The organism is Candidatus Poriferisodalis sp., from assembly GCF_965198245.1.
Lineage (GTDB): Bacteria > Actinomycetota > Acidimicrobiia > Acidimicrobiales > Poriferisodalaceae > Poriferisodalis.
In genome coordinates, this window is record NZ_OZ240249.1 from 3,011,814 (window position 1) to 3,035,000 (window position 23,187).

Annotated in this window: 18 protein-coding genes and 2 rRNA genes (1 of these 20 cut by a window edge); 2 read left to right on the forward strand and 18 right to left on the reverse strand. The window is 66.3% G+C overall.

The window, feature by feature from the left end; all coding sequences use genetic code 11:
• Positions 1 to 4: 4 nt before the first annotated feature.
• A complete protein-coding gene (gene scpB / locus ACOCMM_RS13570; RefSeq protein WP_419553669.1) occupies positions 5 to 826 on the reverse strand; it encodes an SMC-Scp complex subunit ScpB in 822 nt (273 codons plus the stop codon).
• A complete protein-coding gene (locus ACOCMM_RS13575; RefSeq protein ID WP_419553670.1) occupies positions 823 to 1,659 on the reverse strand; it encodes a segregation and condensation protein A in 837 nt (278 codons plus the stop codon). The genes scpB and ACOCMM_RS13575 overlap by 4 nt, the downstream gene beginning before the upstream one ends.
• Before the next feature lie 138 nt (positions 1,660 to 1,797).
• On the opposite strand from ACOCMM_RS13575, the gene trpS reads away from it, so the two are divergent.
• A complete protein-coding gene (trpS, locus tag ACOCMM_RS13580; protein WP_419553671.1) occupies positions 1,798 to 2,799 on the forward strand; it encodes a tryptophan--tRNA ligase in 1,002 nt (333 codons plus the stop codon).
• A 10-nt stretch (positions 2,800 to 2,809) separates the two neighbouring features.
• On the opposite strand, the gene ACOCMM_RS13585 is transcribed toward trpS, so the two are convergent.
• The 3 genes from ACOCMM_RS13585 to ACOCMM_RS13595 form a co-directional block, all read right to left on the reverse strand.
• The gene (locus ACOCMM_RS13585; protein ID WP_419553672.1) at positions 2,810 to 3,268 is read right to left on the reverse strand and encodes a DUF4143 domain-containing protein; all 459 of its coding nucleotides are present in this window, start codon (positions 3,266 to 3,268) and stop codon (positions 2,810 to 2,812) included.
• A 157-nt stretch (positions 3,269 to 3,425) separates the two neighbouring features.
• Complete coding sequence (locus tag ACOCMM_RS13590) at positions 3,426 to 4,352, reverse strand: site-specific tyrosine recombinase (RefSeq protein WP_419553673.1); 927 nt, start codon at positions 4,350 to 4,352, stop codon at positions 3,426 to 3,428.
• Between the two features lie 2 nt (positions 4,353 to 4,354).
• Positions 4,355 to 6,019, reverse strand: a complete 1,665-nt coding sequence (locus ACOCMM_RS13595) for a CTP synthase (protein WP_419553674.1) — start codon at positions 6,017 to 6,019, stop codon at positions 4,355 to 4,357.
• A gap of 241 nt (positions 6,020 to 6,260) precedes the next feature.
• Here ACOCMM_RS13595 and ACOCMM_RS13600 point away from each other — a divergent pair, with 241 nt between their 5' ends.
• Entirely contained in the window at positions 6,261 to 7,751 is a 1,491-nt protein-coding gene (locus tag ACOCMM_RS13600; protein ID WP_419553675.1) for an amidohydrolase family protein, read from the forward strand.
• A 196-nt stretch (positions 7,752 to 7,947) separates the two neighbouring features.
• On the opposite strand, the gene ACOCMM_RS13605 is transcribed toward ACOCMM_RS13600, so the two are convergent.
• The 13 genes from ACOCMM_RS13605 to ACOCMM_RS13665 all read right to left on the reverse strand — a co-directional run.
• Positions 7,948 to 9,102, reverse strand: a complete 1,155-nt coding sequence (locus tag ACOCMM_RS13605; protein ID WP_419553676.1) for a hypothetical protein — start codon at positions 9,100 to 9,102, stop codon at positions 7,948 to 7,950.
• A 37-nt stretch (positions 9,103 to 9,139) separates the two neighbouring features.
• Entirely contained in the window at positions 9,140 to 10,090 is a 951-nt protein-coding gene (locus ACOCMM_RS13610) for a glycosyltransferase (protein WP_419553677.1), read from the reverse strand.
• Positions 10,087 to 11,148 carry a copper transporter gene (locus tag ACOCMM_RS13615; RefSeq protein WP_419553678.1) on the reverse strand — a complete coding sequence of 354 codons (1,062 nt, stop codon included), beginning with the start codon at positions 11,146 to 11,148 and terminating at the stop codon, positions 10,087 to 10,089. Before ACOCMM_RS13615 ends, ACOCMM_RS13610 begins: the two co-directional genes overlap by 4 nt.
• Entirely contained in the window at positions 11,149 to 12,333 is a 1,185-nt protein-coding gene (gene steA, locus ACOCMM_RS13620; protein WP_419553679.1) for a putative cytokinetic ring protein SteA, read from the reverse strand.
• Positions 12,330 to 14,024, reverse strand: coding sequence for a DNA repair protein RecN (gene recN, locus ACOCMM_RS13625; RefSeq protein ID WP_419553680.1), 1,695 nt, complete (start codon positions 14,022 to 14,024; stop codon positions 12,330 to 12,332). The genes steA and recN overlap by 4 nt, the downstream gene beginning before the upstream one ends.
• Before the next feature lie 87 nt (positions 14,025 to 14,111).
• Positions 14,112 to 14,990 (reverse strand): NAD(+)/NADH kinase, encoded by an 879-nt coding sequence (locus tag ACOCMM_RS13630; RefSeq protein ID WP_419553681.1) that lies wholly within the window; start codon positions 14,988 to 14,990, stop codon positions 14,112 to 14,114.
• Positions 14,987 to 15,853 (reverse strand): TlyA family RNA methyltransferase, encoded by an 867-nt coding sequence (locus tag ACOCMM_RS13635; RefSeq protein WP_419553682.1) that lies wholly within the window; start codon positions 15,851 to 15,853, stop codon positions 14,987 to 14,989. The genes ACOCMM_RS13630 and ACOCMM_RS13635 overlap by 4 nt, the downstream gene beginning before the upstream one ends.
• 100 nt (positions 15,854 to 15,953) lie before the next feature.
• A complete protein-coding gene (locus ACOCMM_RS13640; RefSeq protein WP_419553683.1) occupies positions 15,954 to 16,973 on the reverse strand; it encodes a 2-oxoacid:ferredoxin oxidoreductase subunit beta in 1,020 nt (339 codons plus the stop codon).
• Positions 16,974 to 17,086: 113 nt separating this feature from the next.
• The gene (locus ACOCMM_RS13645) at positions 17,087 to 18,967 is read right to left on the reverse strand and encodes a 2-oxoacid:acceptor oxidoreductase subunit alpha (RefSeq protein ID WP_419553684.1); all 1,881 of its coding nucleotides are present in this window, start codon (positions 18,965 to 18,967) and stop codon (positions 17,087 to 17,089) included.
• A gap of 115 nt (positions 18,968 to 19,082) precedes the next feature.
• The gene (locus ACOCMM_RS13650; protein WP_419553685.1) at positions 19,083 to 20,153 is read right to left on the reverse strand and encodes a class I fructose-bisphosphate aldolase; all 1,071 of its coding nucleotides are present in this window, start codon (positions 20,151 to 20,153) and stop codon (positions 19,083 to 19,085) included.
• Between the two features lie 148 nt (positions 20,154 to 20,301).
• Positions 20,302 to 20,934, reverse strand: a complete 633-nt coding sequence (locus tag ACOCMM_RS13655; protein WP_419553686.1) for a tetratricopeptide repeat protein — start codon at positions 20,932 to 20,934, stop codon at positions 20,302 to 20,304.
• A gap of 490 nt (positions 20,935 to 21,424) precedes the next feature.
• Positions 21,425 to 21,541 (reverse strand): 5S ribosomal RNA (gene rrf / locus ACOCMM_RS13660).
• A gap of 128 nt (positions 21,542 to 21,669) precedes the next feature.
• Positions 21,670 to 23,187: ribosomal RNA gene (locus ACOCMM_RS13665) — 23S ribosomal RNA — on the reverse strand (it continues 1,565 nt past the right edge of the window).

The window sequence follows — 23,187 nt, forward strand, 5'->3', positions numbered from 1 at the left end:
TCGCCTAGCCGGTACGGCTGGCTGCAAGGCGGTCCATGGCCTCCACCGCGTCGGGGTCCACGCTCAGCTCCGCCAGCGACGGCAGGTCCTCGAGGCAGTCCAGGCCCAGTCGTTCGAGAAAGAGCGCTGTCGTCCCCAGCAGGGAAGCGCTGCCCGGGCCCGGATCGCGCGCGACCTCAGCGATGTAGCCCTGATCTGCGAGCGTGCGCACCACACCGTCGGCATTCACGCCCCGGATGGCACTGATCTGCGCACGCGAAATGGGTTGCTTGTACGCCACCACGGACAGGGTTTCCATCGCCGCGGCAGAGAGCTTCCCGGATCGGCGACCGCCGACAAACCGTTCGACATACTCCGATACGGCCGGGGCGGATTGCAGCTGGTAGCCGCCAGCAATCCGCACGAGCGTGAAACCGCGCTCGGCCGTCGCGTATTCGCGAGCGAGTTCGTCGCAGACCACGTGAACGGACGCGATGGGCGCCGCCGTCACCGACGCCAGCACCTCGGCCGGCACAGGCTCGGTTGCAACCATCAGCACGGCCTCGATGGCTGCGTACGGCTCGTTGTCGTCGAGCGCTCGTAGCCCGTCGAGCGTCATCTCGCCGGCGAGGATCTCCGCAGCGATGCCGTCGGCCCCGGCACCGGTATCCGCCACGCCATTTTCGGCGTGCCCATTCTGGTCCGGCATCGACGGGTGAGGTGGGGGCTGTGGCGGCGACTCTGCCGGTGAGATCGGCGGCGTGGGCGGTTCAGCGACCGTGCGACCCTCATCGCTGACGAGGCGCAAGCCGTTGGTCGAGCTGTGCGGCAGACGCTTGCTGCTCACGCAGCGTCCTCCCCGTAACCGAGCGCCGCCGCCGGCAGCGATGCGTCGTCGCCCCCGATCCACTCCACGCCGATATCGCCGAAGTGCTCGGCTTGGGCCAATTCCACGAGCCCCGATCCGAACAGCTCGAGCACGGCCAGGAAGTACACGACGACGACGATGCGCTCGGTGAGATGCTCGGTGAGCTCGCGGAAAGAGGCCGCACCGTCCACCATCAGCCGTTCGGCAATCTGGTTCAGCGCCTCGTCCACCGTGATCCCCGCAGCGCGCAGGTGACCGATGTCGACATGTGGCACGGGCCTTGGGGCCAGCACGCGCTCGAGCGCTGCGGTCAAGTCGTCACGGGACGCGCCTTCGAGCAAGTCAGGCGCAAAGGCAACGAACCGCTCCTCGGGACCGGCGTTTCTGGGCCATTGCAACGATGCGGCCAGCCACCGCTCTCGCAGCAGCCGGGCCGCGACGCCGAACGTTCGGCCCTCGACCAGTCGTGCAAATGCCGCGTCCCGCAACCCGTATGCCGCCAGCTCTTCTTCCAGATCCAGCTCGACAGGCGGGGCGGGCAGCAGGCGACGCGACTTCAGCTCGATCAGCGTTGCAGCCAGCAGCGTGAACTCACTCGCAACATCGAGGTCGATCCTGGCCGCGCCATTGCTGTCAACGTCGGTTTCGCCGTCGGTGCCAAGCGTGAGGTCCGCAGCCACCATCACGGCGACGAAGTCGTCAACGAGGCGCGTCAACGACACCTCCCAGATGTCGACCTCCTGGGCGACGACCAGCTTCACCAGCACATCCAGCGGGCCCGCGTAGGCCTCGGTGCGAACCTCGTGGGTCACGCGGCCCGAAGGTACCGCGGCCTATGGGCATGGCTCGGGATATTTGGTGAGTATCGAAAATGGCCGCGCCGGGTGGCCTGCAGCCCAATGCGGCTTTCGCTGCGGCCCGCGCACACCGGCCCGGTACCGTCAGGCGCCATGACACGAGTGCTCTCGGGCATCCAGCCCACCGGCGATGTTCACCTCGGCAACTATCTCGGGGCGCTGCATCAGTGGGCAATCGATCAGCACAATGCCGACGCCTTTTATTGCGCCGTCGACCTGCATGCCGTCACCATCCAGCAGGATCCGGAACAGTTGCGCTCCGCGACGCTGGGCACGATGGCCACGCTCATCTCGGTCGGCCTGGACCCTGAGGTCTGCACGCTTTTCGTCCAGAGCCATGTTCCCCAGCACACGGAGCTCTCGTGGCTGCTCGAGTGCACGGTGTCGCTCGGCGAGCTGCGACGGATGACCCAGTTCAAGGACAAGTCGGCTCGCTCAGAGGGGGGCGGGCAGAGCAGCGACCATGTCTCTGCCGGCCTGTTCACGTACCCGGCGCTGATGGCCGCCGACATCTTGATTTACGACGCCGACCGGGTACCCGTCGGCGACGACCAGCGTCAGCACCTCGAGCTGACCCGCGATGTGGCGCAGCGGTTCAACAGCCGCTACGGCGACACGTTCGTGATCCCCGACGCTGCTATTCCCGCGGTGGGCGCCCGCGTCATGGACCTGCAGAGTCCCACTGCGAAGATGTCCAAGTCGGCCGAGAGCCCGCAGGGGTCGATCGGCATCTTCGACGATCCTGCCGACATTTCCCGCAAATTCGCCCGGGCGGTGACCGACTCCGAGTCCGAGGTGCGGTACGACCCCGACGCCAAGCCAGGCGTCTCGAACCTGCTGTCGATCCTGGGCGCCGCCACCGGTCGCAGTCCAGCCGATTCCGCGGCGGGCTACAGCCAGTACGGGGCGCTCAAGTCCGACACCGCCGATGCGGTCATCGCGATGCTCGAGCCCATCGCTGCCAAGAAGGCCGAACTCGATGCGGACCCCGCCGAGCTCACTCGAATCATCGCTGCCGGTGCCGACAAGGCCGAAGCGGTGGCATCAGGCACCCTGGCTCGCGCCAAGACGTCAATGGGCTTCCTGCCCAAGTAGCGGCCCACACCTACTCTCGTTCGGCATCGATGGTTGCGCAGTTCTTGGTCAGCGAGCGGGCGGCATCGTCCACGCGTGTCGCACCCAGCTTGACTTCTACTGGAAGCCAGCTACCGTCTCGGCGCTCGATCACCGCATCGAGTTCATCGCCGTAGCTGGTTCGCCAGTGAAACACCTCCGCCTGGTTAGCCGCTGCGTAGACGCGAAGGTCGCGGATCACCAGAGATTCGAACAGCAGGCCCAAGGTCTCGAGGTCATCGAGCAACCGGTTCGGCGTCGCGGCCAGCACAGCCGCGGCCAGCGAGGGATCGGCGAAATGGCGCTTGGGCGACTGCTGCAGGGTCGCTCGCGAACGGAGCCGTGCCGGGTGCCCGAGGCCGCTGGCAGATCCACGCGGGCTAGATCGTCCAGATAGCTCTCCAACAGTTCCTGTGCCACCGGCGCCGGCCGGCCCAAGTTGCGGGGCCATCCGCCTCGACACAGGATCTCTGCCAGCTCAGGGACGGTCACCGGCGGCGCAGCGGCGTAGCAATTTTCAGGCAATTTGTGTATCAACTTCTTGGCACGCAGTGCTCTAATTTTCTGGCCCAACATGTTGCAACTTTGGGCAGCACGGCCCACAACCGCTAGTAGCGGGCGCGGGGGTGCGCTTGGCGGTACACCTCGGTCAATCGTTCCTGGGAGACTGCGGTGTAGCGCTGCGTGCTCGATATGGAGGCGTGGCCCAACAGCTCCTGCACGCTGCGGATGTCTGCGCCGCCATCGAGCATGTGGGTGGCGCACGAGTGGCGCAGCACGTGAGTGGTCAACTGGTCAGGACCGAGACCGACGCGTTCACCATGGCGGCGCACGATCAGCCACACCCCTTGGCGGGTGATCCGCCGACCCCGGGCGTTGAGGAACAGCGCCGCGGCATCGTCGCGGGACCTCCATTGGTCGGGCTCCAAGGCTGCGCGACCCGCGCCGCTCAGCCAGTCCCCGACCGCATCGGCGGCATGGCGCCCCACCGGCACGATCCGCTCCTTGCCTCCTTTGCCCCAGACCCGCATGAGCCGCTCGTCGAGGTCGACGTCACCCAGAGACAGCGCGACCAGCTCGCTGGCCCGCAGGCCCATGCCGTAGAGCACTTCGAGCATTGCCCGGTCGCGCCGGGCCAGCGGGCTGTCGGAGAACGGGGAGGCCAGCAGCTGTTCGATCTGGTCACGCCGCAGCGCTCGGGGCAAGCCGGCCGGCGTGCGGGGCACGTCCAACGCCCCTGCCGGATCGTTCGACGCCAGGTCCTCGGCCACCAGGAACCGGTAGAGACCACGAAGGCTGACAGCGGCCCGGGCCACCGTCGAGGGGGCCCGCCCGAGGTCGTCGCGCAGGTACGCCAGGTAGGCGGCGATATCGGAGGTGCTGGCGTCGAGCAGTCCGCCGCCTCGGGATTCCAGCCAAGCAGCGAAGGCGTCGAGGTCTGCCCGGTATGACGCCACGGTGCGCGGCGCTCGACCCCGCTCGTTTGACAGCCAGCCCAGGTAGTCCTCGGCCTCGACTGCCAGGGCAGCGGACACCGTCAGCTCAGCGGCTCTGAGCCCGGCGGTCCGATTCCAGAAGATGCTGGCAGCAGCTGCGGGTTGCGTCCCTCGGCTCGGGCGAGCGCAGCACCCACCAGGCCGCAGAACAGCGGTGCGGGCCGGTTGGGCCGGCTCTTGAATTCCGGGTGCGCCTGGGTACCCACCCAGAACGCGTGGCCGTCCAGCTCGATGAATTCCGCCAACCGGCCGTCGGGTGAAAGCCCGCTGCACTGCAGGCCGCCCTCTTCCATTCGCTGGCGGTAGGCGCTGTTCACCTCGTAGCGATGCCGGTGACGCTCGTTGACCAGCGTGTCGCCATACATCGCTGCGACACGGCTGCCAGGAGCCAGCCTGGCCACATATGCGCCGAGCCTCATCGTGCCGCCCTTGTCCTGGACGTTGCGCTGCGCATGCATGAGGTCGATGACCGGGTGCAACGTATTGGGGTCGAACTCGGTCGAGTTGGCGCCCAGCAAGCCCAGCTCGTTGCGGCAGAACTCGACCACCATGACCTGTAGTCCCAAGCACAGGCCCAAGCACGGGATGTCGTGCTCGCGGGAGTACGCGGCTGCGGCAATCTTGCCCTCGATGCCGCGCGAGCCGAACCCTCCCGGTATCACCATGCCGTCGAGATGCCGCAATCGCCCTGCGGCGAGCAGGCCCTCGATCTCCTCAGAGTGGATCCACTCGATTTCGACGTCGACACCGTGGTAGGAGGCTGCGTGGCGGAGCGACTCCACGACCGACAGATAGGCATCGGGAAGGGTCACGTACTTGCCGATGATGCCGACGCGCACTGTCGCCTGCGGGGCCTTGATGCGAGCCAACATCGCTTCCCACTCGGCGAGGTCGGGTTCGACGTCATCGAACCCCAGGATCCCGCACAGGAAGCTGTCGAGGCCTTCTGCCCGCAACACCATCGGGATCTCGTAGAGGACCGACGAATCGGGGGCGTTCACGACGCCGGCGAGTTCGACGTCGCTGAGGTTGGAAATCTTGTTGCGCAGGCCGTCTTCGATGGGACCCTGGCTGCGCAGCACGATGGCGTCAGGCTGTACGCCGCGGCTGCGCAGCTCGGTCACCGAGTGCTGCGTGGGCTTGGTCTTCTGCTCGCCTGAGGGGCCGATGAACGGCACCAGCGTGACGTGCACGTAGCAGATGTTCTGCCGGCCGACTTCGAGGCGCATCTGACGGATAGCTTCGAGGAAGGGCAATATCTCGATGTCGCCGACCGTGCCGCCCACCTCGGTGATGACCACGTCCACGTCGCTGGTGGCCAGCTTGCGAATGCGTTCCTTGATCTCGTCGGTGATGTGCGGGATGACCTGCACCGTCCGCCCGAGGTATTCGCCCCGGCGTTCGTCGGCCAGCACCTTCTGGTAGATCGAGCCCGTCGTCGCGTTCGAGTCGCGGGTCAGCGACACGTCGATGAACCGCTCGTAGTGGCCAAGATCGAGGTCGGTCTCGCCGCCGTCGTCGGTGACGAACACCTCGCCGTGCTCGTATGGGTTGAGTGTGCCGGGGTCGACGTTGATGTAGGGGTCCAGCTTCTGCATGGTGACCCGCAGACCTCGGGCCGCCAGAAGGCGCCCGAGCGACGCCGCAGTGAGTCCCTTGCCGAGGGAGCTGGCCACTCCACCGGTGACGAAAATGTGCTTAGCCACGCGGCTCCCCCCGTGGCCTAACGGCCCGTGAGTGAAGAGAACAAGAGCGGAGGCCACGGGGTCCGTCAGCGAGAGGGCTCACCCTCGGCGCCTTCACTCCTCGTGGGCTCCCTTGCATGTGTTCTCAAGCTACCGTCGCTTCGGTCCGCGATGGCTGACCCCGCCGCTGCCTCTTGAATCCGTCGGGCGGCCGCCGCCCGATGTTTCTGTTCGCGATGCCCACCCGCTGAAGGGGGAAACCATGAACGACATCACCGGTCACGCACACGACGATGCGCCTGCAGACCTGCTCGTGCACGGTGCGGAGCTCGTGGCGACGTGTGACCCGCAGCGCCGTGAGATCCCCGGTGGGTGGGTTGCCATCACGGACGGTCTCATCAGCGCGGTCGGCGGTGCCAGCGAGACGCCTCCGCCGGCGCTGCGGCACATCGACGCGGGCGGCTGCCTGGTGACGCCGGGGCTCATCAACACCCACCACCACATGTACCAAAACCTCACTCGGTCGTATGCACCGGCGCTTCGCGGCGGACTATTTGACTGGTTGACCACGCTGTACCCGTTGTGGGCACGGCTCGACGAACAAGGCGCGTACCTGTCCGCATGGGTAGGCCTTGCGGAGCTGGCACTGGGCGGCTGTACCACGAGCACCGATCACCTGTATGTGCACCCCCGGGGTGCCGGCGACCTGATCACCGCCGAGATCACTGCTGCTGCCGAGCTGGGCATGCGCTTTCATCCCACGCGCGGTTCGATGTCGCTCGGGCGTTCGGCGGGTGGACTGCCGCCCGACGAGGTATGCCAATCACCCGACGAGATCTTGGCGGAATCGGAGCGGCTTGTCGCCGTGCACCATGACCGCGCACCGAACTCGATGGTGTGCATAGCGCTCGCACCCTGCTCGCCGTTCTCGGTCTCGACCGATCTGATGACCGCCACCGCTGAGTTGGCCTCCCAGCTTGACGTGCGCCTGCACACGCATCTCGCTGAAGACCCCGGCGAAGACGGCTTCTGCATGGAGATGTTCGGAATGCGGCCGGTGGAGTACTTCGAGCACTGCGGCTGGGGTTCGGATCGTTCGTGGATCGCACATGGGGTCCAGCCCAATGCCGCCGAGATTGAACGGCTCGGCTCCTGGGGTACCGGAGTGGCGCATTGTCCGAGCTCGAACCTGTTGCTCGGTGTCGGACTGGCCCCGGTGCGCGAACTGCGGGCCGCCGGTGTGCCCGTGGGCCTTGGCGTCGACGGTTCGGCCAGTACCGATTCGGCATCCATGTGGACAGAGGCGCGCAATGCCCTGCTGGTAGCACGGCTGCGAGACGGGCAGCGACACCTGAGCGCTGAGCAGGGCCTGGACAGCGGCAGGACGGGCGACGGCGCGACCGGCGACAGGGCCGACGACGCCGGAATCGCCGATCTGGTGTATTTCTCCGCCCGAAACGTTCTCGACCTTGCAACTCGTGGCAGTGCGGGCTGTCTCGGCCGGGTGGGCGAGATCGGCGAGCTGTCTCGAGGGGCGTGCGGCGACCTCGTCGTTTGGCAGCTCGACGGTCCGGCGTTCGCCGGAGCACTGTCAGATCCGATCGAGGCGTGGCTGCGCTGCGGGCCGCTGTCCGCCCGGGACACCATCGTGGCCGGTCGCCCCGTCGTCGCCGACGGTCAGATCGTCCACCCCAGCCTCGACGCCCGCCTGGCGGAACATCGGCTGTGCGCCGCTGCCATGCAGCGGGCATAGGACACAGCGCCGCTGCCATACGACGCGGATTGAACCCGTCAGCGCTTCTGTGTGCAATTTTGCCGTCTACAGCGGCATTTCTGCGCAGAGTCTGGGCTGGCAGCGTTCTGTGTGCAGTTTTGCCGTCTACAGCGGCATTTCTGCGCAGAGTCTGGCGAGCAGGGTCTGGCTGCTCTCGTACACCGGGCCCTTGTGGTCAGCGGTACGGCGAGCCGAGCCGGTCCAGCCATCGCAACGGCGGCGCCGCGTCGATCATCCGGCTGAACGACCAGCGCTCGCTCGCCAGGTTGAGCGCCACGAGTGCCGCAAGCAGCACCCACTCGACTGTCGCGGACGCCATCGCTACAGTGGCGAGTCCCAGCACCGCACCCGTCGCATTCACGCCGACATCGCCTTGCATGTGTCGCTCGTGCAACTCGCTACGCAGCAATCCCACCGATGCTCCGACCGCGCCAGCGGCCCACAAGGCCGGGGTACGCCACACCAACCAGGCCGAATCGGCAATCGGGAAACTGAACCCTTGCGGCCAGGCCGGATCAGCCAGGGCGACCGGCACCAGTCCACATAGCCACCACACCAGCGCAACCTTCGTGGCCCGACCCGGTGCTCGATCGAACAGATTCAGCACGTTGGCGCCGAGCGCCACGATCAGCGCCCCGCGCAGCAACGGCACCAGCTCCCAGCGGTCATGAGACCCGATGAAGATGTCTTCCAGCGATCCGATGACAGCAAAGCCGTCGGCCCAACCGTGGCCGCTCCAGAGGCTGCTGACGTTTCCGAAGAGGGCGATTTGGGTACACACGAGCGCGGCTACTCCTCCGCCGAGCGCTTTCTGAACTCCTGTGGTGAGCCGACGCTGCCGCCAGCTGCGGCCAAAATGCGCAACGAAGCCGCCAGCGCCGACGTCGCCGCGAGTGTCGTCGCGGAATCCCAGCACTCCAAATGCCAGCAGGGCAAGCACCGCCGCCACTGCACCTGTGGCAGTGGCCATCGAGGGACTTCGGATCGCGTCCACCGGCAGCAGGTCCAGGGAACCAGCCTCCTCGAGTGCTGCGAACCGTTCTTGATCAACCAACGACGACGAGTAGGCAAACCATCCCGAGCTGCGGTACGCCAGGAATGCGACTGCAGCCGCGCCAACCGCCCCCACGGCGACGACGAGCGAGCCCGAGACCGCCACGATCCGTTCGCCGCGGTAGTTGGGACGCACCCATCGGTCACGATTCATGCGGGTACCCAGCCAGCGCCACAGCAGCGCCGCAATAGTTAACGAGCAGGCGAAGGCCGCAAGGAGCAGCACTGCAGTTCGCAGCCGAACATCAAAGCCGGAGCCGACGAGTGCGAGGGTCATATCCGTCAGTGAGGGCCTCGGGCGCGACGCTGAGAACTCACGACTCGCTCGAGGTCTGGCGTCGCCGTGGCGAACGCCAGGACCGCAGTCGCTGAGACAACCGCGGGCGCCACCGGGACCACGTGCGCTGCAGCGATCCCAAATCCACGGCTGACCGCACCCTCTGCAACGACGGCACACCCAATCTCGACCACGGGCGCTGCCACCACAGCTTTCCCCGCAGCGCCTTGGCTGCAGGACGGTGTCGCTGTGGAAACGCTGGCCGAAGCGGCGACAGCGCCCGGCTAACGAGCGATGCGATCAGGAGATAGATCGTCTTCGGACCCCCGATGCGGGAGGCCGCGGCGCGGTACACGTGCCGGCCGATTCTTGCCCGGTGAGCAAAGCCGCTGAGGCCACGCCCGGACGGCCGATGGGAGAAACCGACCTCGATCTCGCTGATGGAAGCCCCGCGTAAGGCCGCATCGAGCGTCAGGCCGATCTCGAGACCGAATCCATCGGCGAGCTCCAGCGAGCGCAGCAGCGGACCCCGCAGGGCGCGCTGGCCCGACAACGGCTCTGCCAGCGACAGCCCAGTCTCGGCACGCAGGACGCGCGCCGCAAAGCCCTTGACGAATCCGAACCCGCCCCCGCCAGGGGGGGAATCGAACGCGGCAATCGTCATGTCAGCCGTTCCCAGCGCAACCGGCCGCAGCAGTTCGCCTGCCAGGGCGGCGGTGCGGCCCAGGTCGGCATCGATGAGCAGGTACGCGTCAGGGGCACCTGACGCCGCAACGCCCACAGCCATGGCGGCCCCCTTGCCGCGATTGCGTGCGAGCTCGATAACGCGCGCTCCTGCGGCGGCCGCAACCGCGGCCGTGCGATCGGACGACCCGTCGTCGACCACGATGACATCGAGCACATCAGACACGGTCCGCAGCGCCGTCACCGTGGCTCCCACCGTGTCGGCCCGGTCGTATGCAGGCACGATCGCCACGGCGTGTGTCATGACGGGCCCAATCCGTGCTCGGGATCGGCCAAGGAGAAGTGGCGGATCTCGGGCAGATCCTCGAGCGCCACGAGCAGCGCCAGATCGCCCGAGAAGGTGTCCACGCCGTCGACGCTCGAGAACGAGGCGGCGAGCAGTGGGTCTAACCGAACCCGTTCGAGCACAGCGCCGTATCCGATGCCTGCGGCGTCGAGGGCGGGCACCTCGACAATGACGCCGCTGCCCGGGTATCCGTCGTCAGCGATGACCGTCAACAGGTCAAACACAAAGTCCTCGTTCAGCCCTGCTGCAGCTGCATCGGTCACCACCACAAGGCGCAGTCCCTCCCCACCGAGCAGGTGCAACGCGACCGCGCCGGTGCCGTCGTGGGTGACCAAGCCCAAGTCGCGAAGCAGTGTGAGCGCCGTGCGCGTCCGAGGGGCCAACAAGAAGCCGCGCGAGAAGCCGTCGAGCGCACCGGCGTCGCTGATCGCGTTGACGTCGGCATCGAGTGCTCGGCTCGAACCGGCCTCCGATGGCCGCAGGAGCGCCTGGGGCACCAAGAAGCGCAACGCCCTGCGCACCGCATTGCGGCTGTCGCCCGCGAGCGAGAACGCTTCAGCAATTCGCTGGCGCACTTCGGGGTCATAGAGGCGCAGATCGTCGCTGAGCCACAGCACACCGCCGAGTTGTGTATCGGTTGCTGCCAAGCGGGCTCTGATGGCCACGACCGCGCCGGTGTCGATGCTCTCGGGTGCAACGATCAGCGTCGTCGTGTCGCTCAGGCGCCCTTGCGGAAGGTATGGGCGGACGAGATCCTCGACCTCGAACCGTTCGGACCGCGCGGCGTCGACGCTCGCGAGCGCCTCGTCACGCGCCGCCTCAGCCTCGTCACGCGCTGCCTCGGCGTCGGCACGCCTGTCGATCGCTTCCTCAGTGTCGGCTTGAAGCTGGTCCACCCGGGATTCCAGATTGCTCACCAACACCGAGTCCACAAACGTCGAGCCCAGCGCCAGGCCGATTGCCAGGGCCAGGAAGACGGCCGCGATGGACACGATGTGGTAGCGGAGGTTGACCATTCAGAGGCCCATGTTGATCCACAGCGTGCGCAGCAGAAGCCGGCCTGGCTCGGTCACTGCGGCAATGACGCCGATAGTGATCAGCGCCGAGACGATCAGCATTGCCATGTCGCGCTTGCGCACCTGGGTGCGGTACAGACGGCTCACACCCTTTGCATCCACGAGTGCCGAGGACACCTGCATCCGGGTGAGGAAGGTGGATGCCATGCCGCGGCGGCCCTTGTCGAAGAAATCGACCATCGAGGTGTGGGACCCGACCTCCACAATCTGCTCGGCTCGCTGCTCGAATGCCAGTCGCAATGCGAGGTCCTCGCTGGTACCGGGCGCAGCAATGACGTCATAGCTCAGGCCTGCATCGTCGAGGCGTCTAGCACCCGGCGCGCCCCCTTCGGGATAGCCCTGCACGATGAGCTGCGCACCGCAGTCCAGCGCCCGCGGCGAGACTGAGTCGAAGTCGCCGATGATGATGTGCGGCACGAGACCGGCTTCGAGGAGCGCATCCGCCCCGCCGTCCACACCGATGAGCACCGGCCGCATGTCCGACATATAGCCCGAGCGTCGAAGTGCCGCGAGATCTTCGCGGTAGTCGATGCCGCGCACGACCACCAGCACATGACGGCGGCGCAGCTCGTGTCGCAGCGGAGGGATGTCCAATTCCTCGGTGAGGATCTGCGGCTCCTTTTCGAGGTACTCGAGCGTGTTGCGGGCGAAGCTCCCCAATTCGCTACGCACCGCAATGCGCGCCGATTCGAGCACATGCTCGAAGTACTCGGCGTCGCGGCGGTAACCGGTCCCGATCACCTCGCCGTCGCGCACTATCTCGGCGCCGGCAACTGCGATCTCGTCGCCCTCTCCCAACGCCTTGAATGCAGCCTCGCCGATGTCCTCGAGCACGGGCACGCCGGCCTGAGCGAGCGTGAGGCCGCCCAGCGCCGGGTACCGGCCGCTCATCGTCGGCACAGCGTTGACCACGGCCGCCGCCCCGGCTGCGATGAGCCCATCGGCGGCGACCCGATCGAGATCTGCGTGGTGGATGACTGCTATCTCGCCTCGTTCCAAGCGCCGGAGCAGGTTCTTGGTGCGGCGGTCCACGCGGCACCGGCCCGCCAATTCAGCGTTGGCCCCGTTTCGGCGGCGCCGCACACGCCAGCGGCGAGCCGTCTCTGCGTCACGGGACAAGCTCACGGGACTGCGCCGCTGCGCGCTGGCTCAGCAACCACCGCTGCGTCCCCCTCGTCGGCGAGCTCAGCCGTCGCTGCGTCGATGTCCGGCTGCGTTCCATCGAGCACCGGTCGCTTCGCAGCGGCATTGTCGAGCAGTTCGCTTGCGTGCTGGCGGCCGCTTGCCCAGTGGGGCTGACCCGCAAGCATCCGCGCCAACTCGCTCACACGTTCGATGCCGGTGACCGCGACCAGGTCCGACGCCACCGTTGCGCCGTCGTCAGTCTTGCGCACGGCCACGTGCTTATGCGCAAATGCCGCGACCTGCGGGAGATGGGTCACGACCAGCACCTGGTGGTTCTTGGTCAGCGAGGCCAGCGCCTGACCGACGGCCAGAGCCGTCTCACCGCCGATGCCGGCGTCGACCTCGTCGAACACCAGTGTCGGCGGACCAGCAGTCAGGACCAGCCGCAAGGCCAGCATCACCCGTGCCAGCTCGCCGCCGGAGGCCACCTTGGACAGCGGGCCGGGCGGAGTACCCCGGTTCGCGCAAAAGCGCAGCTCGACGCCGTCGCTCGGCGGGTCGCCCGATACGCCGACTTCCAGCGTGCCGCCCGGCAGCGCCAGCGACGCTAGGTGCTCGGTTACGGCGGCAGCCAGCCCCGGAGCAGCCGCTCGGCGAGCTGCAGCGACGGCCTGTGCCTCGCTGTCCACGTGGCGCTGCGCTGCGATGATGCCCGACTCCAGTTCGATCGCCAGCTCTTCGTGGCGCTCCAGCTGTGAGAGGCGCTCGGCAGCACGGGCGCCGAACGACATCACCTCAGTGAGTGTGTCGCCGTACTTGCGCGTCAACTCGCGCAGCAGTTGGTGCCGTGCGCGGACATCGGCCAACGCACCGGGATCGTCTTCGATCGTCTCGAGCACGCTCCGAAGTTGCGCCACGATGTCGTCCAGCTCCGCGGCCACGGCTCCGAGTCGCTCGCTCAGGGGGGCAAACGCCTTCCGGCCACCCAGCGCGGCCAAAGCGCTGCCCAGCTTGTCGATGACGCCGTCGTCACCGGCGAGCGCGTGGCGGGCCGCGTGACCCTCCGCGAGATGAGACGCCGCATCTGCCAGCAGGTCTTCGCGCTCCGCGATCCGTTCCAGCTCGTCGAGGTCCTCCAGCTGCGCGGCGGTAATCTCGTCCACCTGGTACCGCAGGAGATCGATTTCCTGTGCCCTGGCACGTGCATCGCCGCCGAGCGCTGCCAGATTCTCAGCCAGCGCCCGCAGCTCCGCGCGTGCTGCCGCCAATGGATGCAGGTCCACGCCGCCCCAGCGGTCCAGCGCCTCACGCTGGGTGCGCGGCCGCAGCAACGACTGGTGCTGGTGCTGCCCGTGCAGGTCGATGAGCCCGGCTCCCAGCTCGGCGAGCTCCGGTGCCGAAGCCATGGTGCCGTCCATGTAGGCACGGCTGCGGCCTGCGGCTGGAATCACGCGACGCAGTACGAGTTCGCTGCCATCGGGGTTCACGAACCTGCCTTCGACCACTGCTTCGGTGGCGCCTGCCCGCACCATCGCAGGATCAGCTCGCCCGCCCACGAGCAATTGGACCGCCTGCACGACGAGCGTCTTGCCGGCTCCCGTCTCGCCGGTCAATGCCGTCATTCCCGCGCCGAGCACCAGGCTGGCTCTCTCGATCACCCCGAGATTGCGCACCGCCAGCTCTGCAAGCATCAGCAGCTCCTGCCGCCTTCCGGCCGACCGCAGGGGCCCGGTGGCTGCCGCTGGCAGGGCATTCGTCGCTCGCTCATCGACGCAAGCTCAGCGATCCTTGAGGCCGAACTTGTGCTTCAGCACGCGATGGAAGCTGTCGCCGCCGGCGGTGACGAACTGTGCCTCGTATGGGGCGCGCGTCACCACGAGCTCATCACCTGTCTGCAGCATTGTGGCCGAACGCCCATCCACTGCGGCCAGCGCCGGCCGTTCGCTGACCACCCGGATGCCGATCTCGGTGTCGGGTGGCAGCAGCAGCGATCGATCGAACAGCATGTGCGGCGCGACCGGCGTGACCTGCAGGGACGAATGCGTCGGCGCAACGACGGCCCCTCCCGCAGAGAGGCTGTACGCGGTGGAACCGGTTGGTGTGGACACGATGAGACCGTCTGCCGCATAGGTCGCGAACATGTCGCCGTCGAGCCAGACCTCCAGCCTGACCGTGTGGCCCGGATCGCGCTTTTCGAGGACGACTTCGTTCAAACCGGTCCACGTATCTGCGTCGTGGGGGTCGGGGTCGTCGGGATCTTCGCCAGGTCGCCGGCGCACGGTGGCGCTGACCATCATCCGTACCGATATGCCCAACGCCCCCTCGAGCGCCGCGGCAACCGTCTCGGTGAGCTGTGCAGGCTCGAATTCGGTCAAGTAGCCGAGGTGGCCGACGTTGACACCGAGAACCGGCACTCCTGCGGCCGCCACCAGATCGAACGAGCGCAGCATGGTGCCATCGCCGCCGACGCTCACGGCGAGATCCGGCATGGTGCCGATCGGCTCGTCGGCTGCGAGTTCGCTGCGACCGATGGCCGATGCCTCCACACGTCCCAGCTCGACGGTGTGACCCTCGCTCTCGAGCCAGTCCACCAGCCGCTTCGATGCCGACACTGCCTCGGCGCGCTCGGCATGAGCGACGATCAGCACCGCGCTCATCGAGCTGCTCCCCCGTCGTCGCGGGTGCGGTCGACACGCTGGACTGCCCCGTCGATCGCGGCATCGAGGTCGAACACGGCGGCGGTTCGGGAGGCGCCGGCGACGTGGCTCGGTTGGTCCGCAGCGCGACGGCAGTACAGGAAGAACTCGACATTGCCCGCCGCACCTCGCAGCAGCGACACGTCGACGCCTGCCGGCACCAGGCCGCATTTGGACGCGCTCGCTGCCACCTCGCGGAGCACCCGCCGCCACACGTCGGGGTCGCGGATCACGCCCTTGCCCCGTGAGGCCTCCCGCCGGCCGGCTTCGAACTGCGGTTTGGCCAGCAGCACCGCATCCCCACCGGGTGCGGTACACGCCGCCAGGTTCGCCATCACCGTTCGCAGCGAGATGAACGACAGGTCAGCGGTCACGATGTCTGCCGCACCGCCGATGTCAGCAGCCTCCACATGACGCACGTTGCAGCGCTCTCGCACCGTGACCCGGGTATCGGTGCGCAGACGTGCATCGAGCTGGCCCCAGCCGACGTCGGCCGCCACCACCTGAACTGCGCCTCGCTGCAGCAGGCAGTCCACAAACCCGCCTGTCGAAGAGCCGGCGTCGAATGCGCGCCGCCCTTCGACCTCGACCCGAAAGGCGTCCAGCGCTGCATCGAGTTTGTCGCCGCCGCGTGACACGAACCGCGCAGGTTCACCGCTGAGCTGGACCGGCTCCGCGGCCGCCACCATCCGTGAGGGCTTCTGCGCGACGGCGCCGCTGACGAGCACCCGACCACCGGAGATGAGTGCCTGCGCGGCCGCCCGCGACGGCGCCATGGCTCGGCGCACCAACTCGTTGTCGAGGCGTCGTCGCACGGTATTCATGCAGCCGAAAGTACCAGCGTGCCCATCGGGCGCAGCAGCGAATTCTCAGACACGGCCACGGCGGTCGTGCCGCCGCGAGCCTCGGGACGCGAGGTGGATCTCAGACGTACCAAGTACCGCGTGAACGCAGCAACTGTCCGATGTCCGCGGGGCCCTGCTTTTCCTGGGCTGCGGCCAGCTGTCGCGTGGAAGCCATTGCGTACTCACTACGCCGCACGGCACGGAATACGCCGATCGGAGTCGGCTCAAAGGGTCCGCGTGCAAGACGGGCCAGCATGAACGCCGTCGACGGATCGTGCTTGGTCTCGTCGTGGGTGAGCAGCTCGTCAGGACTCACATCGGCTGAGTGGATGACCCGGGCGCAGCCAGACTCGTCAATGACGCCGAACTCGCCATCGGCCCCGAACCGGATGGGTTCGCCATGCGTCAGCGGGATCAGGTTGGCGTCGCGATTCTGCTTCTTCGTGACGCCTTCGAAGGCGCCGTCGTTGAAGACGTTGCAGTTCTGGAACACCTCTACGAACGCAGCGCCGTCGTGTTCGTGCGCCCGCCGGAAGGTTTCCATCATGTGCTGGCGGTCCATGTCGTGGGTCCGGGCCACAAACGAGGCCTCAGCTCCGAGCGCCACGGCCAGCGGGTTGAACGGGGCGTCCAGCGAACCCATCGGCGAGCTCTTGGTGACCTTTCCGATCTCGCTGGTGGGGCTGAACTGGCCCTTGGTGAGGCCATAGATCTGGTTGTTGAACAGCAGCACCTTGATCTTGACGTTACGACGCAACGCATGAATCAGGTGATTGCCGCCGATCGACAGCATGTCGCCGTCACCGCCGATGACCCACACGTCGAGATCGGGCCGCGCCATTGCCAGACCGGTGGCGATCGCAGGTGCTCGGCCGTGGATGCCGTGCACGCCGTAGGAATTCATGTAGTACGGGAAGCGGGCGGCACACCCGATGCCCGAGACGAACACCGTGTTGTGCGGGTCGGTGCGCAGGCTCGGCATCAGCATCCGCATCGCCGTGAGGATGGAGTAGTCGCCGCAGCCCGGGCACCAGCGGACCTCCTGGTCGGTGGCCCAGTCTGCGGGCTGTGTAGTCGGCGTGAAAGAGGTGTCGGTCATCGTGCGGTTTACCTCTGTGGGTGCTCTGAGTGCTCGTTGGGAGATTGTTCCGGCTTGTGCCAGTTGCGATTCGTGCGTGGTATGTCGTGTGTGTGGACTTGCGTCGTCGGCTTCTATACGGCTGCCAACTCCTCGAGGCGCTTGCGTACCCCGGCGGTCACTTCTCCCGTGGTGAAGGGCACGCCGTCGATCTTGCCGATGTGTTCGACATCGATCAGGTACTTCGCTCGCACGAGATCGCAGAGCTGGCCTTTGTTCATCTCGGGGCACACCACGGCCCGGTAGCGCCGCAGCACGTCGCCGAGATTCGCCGGCAGCGGATTGAGGTGTCGCAGATGAACGTGTGCGACCCTGAAGCCAGCCTCTCGCAGCCGTCCGGCGGTGGCGTCGATGGCCCCCCACGTGGACCCCCAGCCCAGCACGACGAGATCAGCATCGACGTCGCCGGCGATTTCGACATCGGGCACGTCGACACCGTCGATCTTGGCCTGCCGCAGGTCCACCATCAGCTGGTGATTCTCGGGCTCGTAGGAGATGTTGCCGGTGCCGTCCTCCTTTTCGATGCCACCGATGCGATGCATCAAGCCGGGCGTGCCGGGGATGGCCCACGGTCGGGCCAGGGTCTGCGGATCTCGCAGGTACGGCAGGAAGATGCCGTCACCGTCCTCGTTGGTGCCGTTGAACTCGGTGGCGAAGTCGACCCCGATGTCCGGCAGCGTGCCGACATCTGGGAGCAGCCACGGCTCGGAGCTGTTGGCCAGGAAGCCATCGGACAGCACGATCACCGGCGTCCGGTACTTCAAGGCGATGCGCGACGCCTCGATCGCGATGTCGAAACAATCGGCCGGGCTGCGCGGCGCCACCACGGGCAGCGGCGACTCAGAGTGGCGCCCGTACATGGCCATCATCAAGTCGGCCTGCTCGGGCTTGGTCGGCAGTCCCGTGGACGGACCGCCGCGCTGGATGTCGAGCACCACCAACGGGAGCTCCAGGCTCACCGCGAGGCTGAGCGTCTCGCCCTTGAGGGCCAGGCCTGGCCCCGACGTGGCGGTGAACGCCAGCGCTCCGCCGAAGGCCGCCCCCACAGCGGACGCTGCAGCGGCGATCTCGTCTTCGGCCTGGAAGGTCCGCACACCGAAGTTCTTCTTCAGCGACATCTCGTGCAGGATGTCCGAAGCCGGGGTGATCGGATATGAGCCCAGGAACACCGGCAGGCGCGCCAGCTGACCCGCCACGACGCAGCCCCACGCCAGCGCCGTGTTGCCGTTGACGTTGGTGTACTCGCCAGGTGCCAGCGGGGCCGGCTTGACCTCGTAGTGCGCCTCGAAGATCTCAGCGGTTTCGCCGAAGTTGTAGCCGGCCTTGAAGGCGGAGGTGTTGGCGTCAATGACCTGAGTGCGACCCCGGAACTTGGTGTTGATGAATTCGATGGTCGGCTCGGTCGGCCGGGTGTACATCCATGAGATCAACCCGAGCGCGAAGAAATTCTTGGACCGTTCCGCATCGCGCTGCTTGACGCCGTGCTCGACCACCGCGTCACGGGTGATCTGGCTCATCGGCACCGGGTATGCCCGGTAGTCGTCAAGCGTGCCGTCTTCGAGCGGGTTGGAGGAGTAGCCGGCCTTCTCGAGGTTGCGGTCGGTGAAGGCATCGGTGTTGACGATCAGCGCGCCGCCCTGGGTGAGATGGTGCAGCTGAGCCTTCAGCGCAGCGGGGTTCATGGCTACCAGCACCGTCGGAGCGTCGCCCGGCGTGGTGATGTCGAAGTCCGAAATGCGTACCTGGAAGGCCGAGACGCCCGCCAGTGTCCCCTGCGGGGCACGGATCTCGGCGGGGAAGTCCGGCAGGGTCGACAGGTCGTTTCCGAGTGCTGCGGAGATGCTCGTGAACTGGTCTCCGGTCAGCTGCATGCCGTCGCCGGAGTCGCCGGCGAATCGGATGATGACCTCGTCGATCTCCTGCAGCGGCAGTTCGCGCGCTGCGGTGTCGGTCACAGTACCTCCTGGGGGGGATGGCTCCTGGGGGAAGACGGCTCCTGGGGGATTTCAGCCGCTCCAGGCGACCACGCTAGCCGCGGCCGCACCGATGCAGCCGGGTTGGGGTCACCTGTCAGGCGATGGTCACCGCTGGGTCCAAATACACGTCCTGTATGGCGCCGAGCAGCTCGACGCCCTCGACCATTGGCCTTTGGAAGGCCTTGCGTCCCGAGATCAGCCCGATGCCACCCGCTCGCTTGTTGACGACCGCAGTGGTGACGGCCTCGGCCAAGTCGGTGGCGCCCGAACTGGCTCCTCCCGAGTTGATCAGCCCCACCCGTCCCATGTAGCAATTGGCCACCTGCCAGCGGCACAGGTCCACTGGATGATCCGATGTCAGCCGGTCGTAGACGGCAGCGTGGGTCTTGCCAAAACCCGAGACCGAGACGAAGGCACCGTTGTTCTCGGGCAGCTTCTGCTTGATGATGTCGGCCTCGATCGTCACGCCGATGTGGTTGGCCTGCCCGGTGGCGTCGGCAGACACATGGTGGTCAGCGCCGCCTGCTTCGTTGGACAGGTTGATGGCCGGGTTGCGGAGGTAGCACCACAGCACGGTGAACATGCCGAGCCGGTGTGCTTCCTCGAACGCAGCGGCCACCTCAGTGATCTGCCGTCCGCTCTCAGCCGAGCCAAAATAGATGGTGGCTCCGACGCCGGCGGCGCCGAGCTCATGCGCCCGGGCGACCGAACCGAACATGATCTGGTCGTACTTCGCGGGGTAGGTCAGCAGCTCGTTGTGGTTGAGCTTGACGATGAATGGGATGCGATGCGCGTAGCGGCGGGATACCGCTCCCAGCACGCCGAATGTGGTCGCCACGGCATTGCAGCCGCCCTCGACCGCCAACTCCACAATGGAAGCTGGATCGAAGTAGATCGGGTTGGGGGCGAACGAAGCAGCCCCGGAGTGCTCGATTCCCTGGTCCACCGGCAAGATCGAGACATAGCCGGTGTCGGCGAGGCGGCCGTGGTCGAACAGCGACTGGAGGCTCCGCATGACCTGCGGTGAACGGTCGGTGTCGGCTACGATGTCGGTCACGAAGTCCGGCCCGGGCAGGGTGAGCAGATCCCGCCCGATGCCTTCACACTTGTGGTCCAGCAAGTAGGAGGCCTGCTCGCCCAGCAGGCGCTCGATGTCGGTAGTCATGTTGGTCGCTTGCCTCGCGCGATCAGGCGGCGCCGGTACTGAGGGCCGGTACTGGGGGCGGCGCTCGCCGAATGACGGGATCATTCTATCCGCGCGCTCGCGGCGGAAGGCTGATCCTGCAGGGATTTCTTGAAGTTGTGCGCTGTCGCTAGGCGTCGTGCGTGCCGAGCGCTGCCAGCCGGTCCTGCACATCAACGAATTCGGGCTCGACATCGGCAATCCGGGCAAAGCCGCGCCGGGCCCGCTGCAAGTCCCCGACCCGGTCGTACAGATCTGCGAGCGCGTACCACAGCCTGAGGTGGTGCTCCTGAGGGCGCCTAGGGCGCAGCGGACCCGCCTCAAGCAAACGAATGGCGTCGCGCGGGCGGCCTTCGTCCGTCAGCGCACCCGCAGCCACGATGCGCCCCTCGGTGATCGTCTCAGCGTCAGGATCGGCGTGTCTCAGGCGGTCCCAGACGTCATGCACGTCGTTGAGCCGGCCCAGTGCCCGGTAACAGTCAGCGAGCACTGGCAGCTGGTCGATGGCCCTGGTAAGCGCCTCATATTGCTCGAGCCGGTGTGACGCCGCAGTCCAGCGACCGAGGCGGTAGAGCGTGAGGCCGTAGAGCTCCTGCACCTCCGCGACGGCCGCATATCTCGACGCCAGCGGTCGCAGCGTGCTGACCGCGTCGCCGAACCGTTCCGCCAGAAAGTCCTCTCCTGCATCGCGCAGGCGATGAGCGAGTCGCTCTCGTTCGGATGCCGGCACATCTCGCACCGATGCTGGGTCCAGCTGGGGCACATCCAGCCGTACTCTGGGCCGACGCCGTGTCTGTGTCTTCGTCGTCTTCGTCGCTGCACGCTGGACGGGCTCCGGGTCCTGAGGCACCGAAGGTCGCGGATCTTGGCGGACCGGCACCCCAGCGGCATACGCGTCCCCCCGGTCGGCCCCCGGGATCGGCCGCAGCACAGAAGCACCCTTGCGTGCAACCCCGCCCCAATCGGTCCGCCGAGCCGCTCGCTCTGCCACCTCGTCGACAGGCTTGTCACCTCGACGAGGAGGTCCAGACCGACGCTGCTCGCGTTGGCCGACAGGGCGGCGATCTCTCCCAGATCGGTCATTTCGACCGCGACCGGACTCGCCTCGACGACCGGGACCCTGCCGTCGATCGCGGTCGCGATCAGGGCGTCGCTGCGGGCCTCTGCGAGGCGGGCGCCGGTTCTGCGTCACTCCTCGAGACTAGGCCCCGAACGCGAAGAACCCCCGCCGCTAACACGACGGGGGTTCAGGGTTCCGGCAGCGACCTACTCTCCCAGGGGAATTGCCCCCAAGTACCATCGGCGCTGGCAGGCTTAACTTCCGTGTTCGGAATGGGAACGGGTGTGGCCCTGCCGCCATAACCACCGGAGATCCAGTGCGTACGGTCGTGCCGTATGCACAGTTCCAGTTCGCGTGCGAGATAACTCGCACGGCGACTCCTGCAAAGCGATGCACGCTCAGCACACTGCGTGGTGCGCTTCCTCGAGGCTGAGTATCGATACCAAGCCCTCGGCCGATTAGTACCGGTCTGCTGAACACATTGCTGTGCTTACACATCCGGCCTATCAACGTGGTTATCTTCCACGGGCCTTACCTGGTTGTACCAGTGGGAGATCTCATCTTGGAACAGGCTTCGCGCTTAGATGCTTTCAGCGCTTATCCCTTCCGCAGGTCGCCAACCAGCCGTGCTCCTGGCGGAACAACTGGCACACGAGAGCTGCGTCCATCCGGGTCCTCTCGTACTACGGACAGCTTTCCTCAAATCTCCTACGGCCACAGAGGATAGGGACCGAACTGTCTCACGACGTTCTAAACCCAGCTCGCGTACCGCTTTAATGGGCGAACAGCCCAACCCTTGGGACCTGCTTCAGCCCCAGGATGCGATGAGCCGACATCGAGGTGCCAAACCTTCCCGTCGATATGGACTCTTGGGGAAGATGAGCCTGTTATCCCCGGGGTACCTTTTATCCGTTGAGCAACGACGCTTCCACACGCAATCGCTGGATCACTATGCCCTGCTTTCGCACCTGCTCGACCTGTATGTCTCACAGTCAAGCTCCCTTGTGCCATTGCACTCGACGACTGATTGCCAACCAGTCTGAGGGAACCTTTGGGCGCCTCCGTTACCATTTGGGAGGCGACCGCCCCAGTCAAACTACCCGCCTGGCACTGTTCCCGAACCCGTTGAGGGTCCTAGGTTAGAGTTCCGACATGAGCAGGGTCGTATTTCAAGGTTGACTCCACGCACGCTGGCGCGTACGCTTCCTCGTCTCCGACCTATCCTACACAACACGTGCCACAACCCAATACCAGGTTATAGTAAAGGTCCACGGGGTCTTTCCGTCCTTCTGTAGCTAACGAGCATCTTTACTCGTACTTCAATTTCGCCGGGTCTGTGGTTGAGACAGTGGGAAAGTCGTTACGCCATTCGTGCAGGTCGGAACTTACCCGACAAGGAATTTCGCTACCTTAGGACCGTTATAGTTACGGCCGCCGTTTACCGGGGCTTAGGTTCACAGCTTCGCTCCGAAGAGCTAACCGTTCCCCGTAACCTTCCGGCACCGGGCAGGCGTCACAGCGTATACATGGTCTTACGACTTCGCACGCTGCTGTGTTTTTAGTAAACAGTCGCTTTCCCCTATTTTGTGACACCCCTTCCGGCTCAGGCAGCTAGTGCCGTCACCATCATGGGGTCATCCTTCTCCCGAAGTTACGGATGTAATTTGCCGAGTTCCTTAACCACAGTTCTCCCGTTCGCCTGAGTATGCTCTACCTGCCTACCTGTGTCGGTTTAGGTACGGGCACCGCGTGAACTCGCTAGAGGCTTTTCTAGACAGCATGGAATCAGTGACTTCGCCTGTAGCGGCTCGGCATCGCGTCTCAGACTTCATGGGGCCCGGATTTACCTAGTCCCCGTCCTACACGCTTACCCCAGGTCTACCATCGCCTGGGTTCACCTATCCTCCTGCGTCCCCTCATTGCTGTCCTCGGTGCGGTGGGTCGGTTCGTCTTTCC

Excerpts from the sequence above, each read along its gene's own strand:
- ACOCMM_RS13610 (WP_419553677.1), bottom strand. The coding sequence starts at position 10,090 with ATGACACACGCCGTGGCGATCGTGCCTGCATACGACCGGGCCGACACG.
- ACOCMM_RS13630 (WP_419553681.1), bottom strand. The coding sequence starts at position 14,990 with ATGAGCGCGGTGCTGATCGTCGCTCATGCCGAGCGCGCCGAGGCAGTG.
- trpS (WP_419553671.1), top strand. The coding sequence starts at position 1,798 with ATGACACGAGTGCTCTCGGGCATCCAGCCCACCGGCGATGTTCACCTC.
- ACOCMM_RS13650 (WP_419553685.1), bottom strand. The coding sequence starts at position 20,153 with ATGACTACCGACATCGAGCGCCTGCTGGGCGAGCAGGCCTCCTACTTG.
- ACOCMM_RS13640 (WP_419553683.1), bottom strand. The coding sequence starts at position 16,973 with ATGACCGACACCTCTTTCACGCCGACTACACAGCCCGCAGACTGGGCC.
- ACOCMM_RS13600 (WP_419553675.1), top strand. The coding sequence starts at position 6,261 with ATGAACGACATCACCGGTCACGCACACGACGATGCGCCTGCAGACCTG.
- recN (WP_419553680.1), bottom strand. The coding sequence starts at position 14,024 with ATGCTTGCAGAGCTGGCGGTGCGCAATCTCGGGGTGATCGAGAGAGCC.
- ACOCMM_RS13615 (WP_419553678.1), bottom strand. The coding sequence starts at position 11,148 with ATGGTCAACCTCCGCTACCACATCGTGTCCATCGCGGCCGTCTTCCTG.
- ACOCMM_RS13605 (WP_419553676.1), bottom strand. The coding sequence starts at position 9,102 with ATGACCCTCGCACTCGTCGGCTCCGGCTTTGATGTTCGGCTGCGAACT.
- ACOCMM_RS13585 (WP_419553672.1), bottom strand. The coding sequence starts at position 3,268 with ATGGCCCCGCAACTTGGGCCGGCCGGCGCCGGTGGCACAGGAACTGTT.
- ACOCMM_RS13635 (WP_419553682.1), bottom strand. The coding sequence starts at position 15,853 with ATGAATACCGTGCGACGACGCCTCGACAACGAGTTGGTGCGCCGAGCC.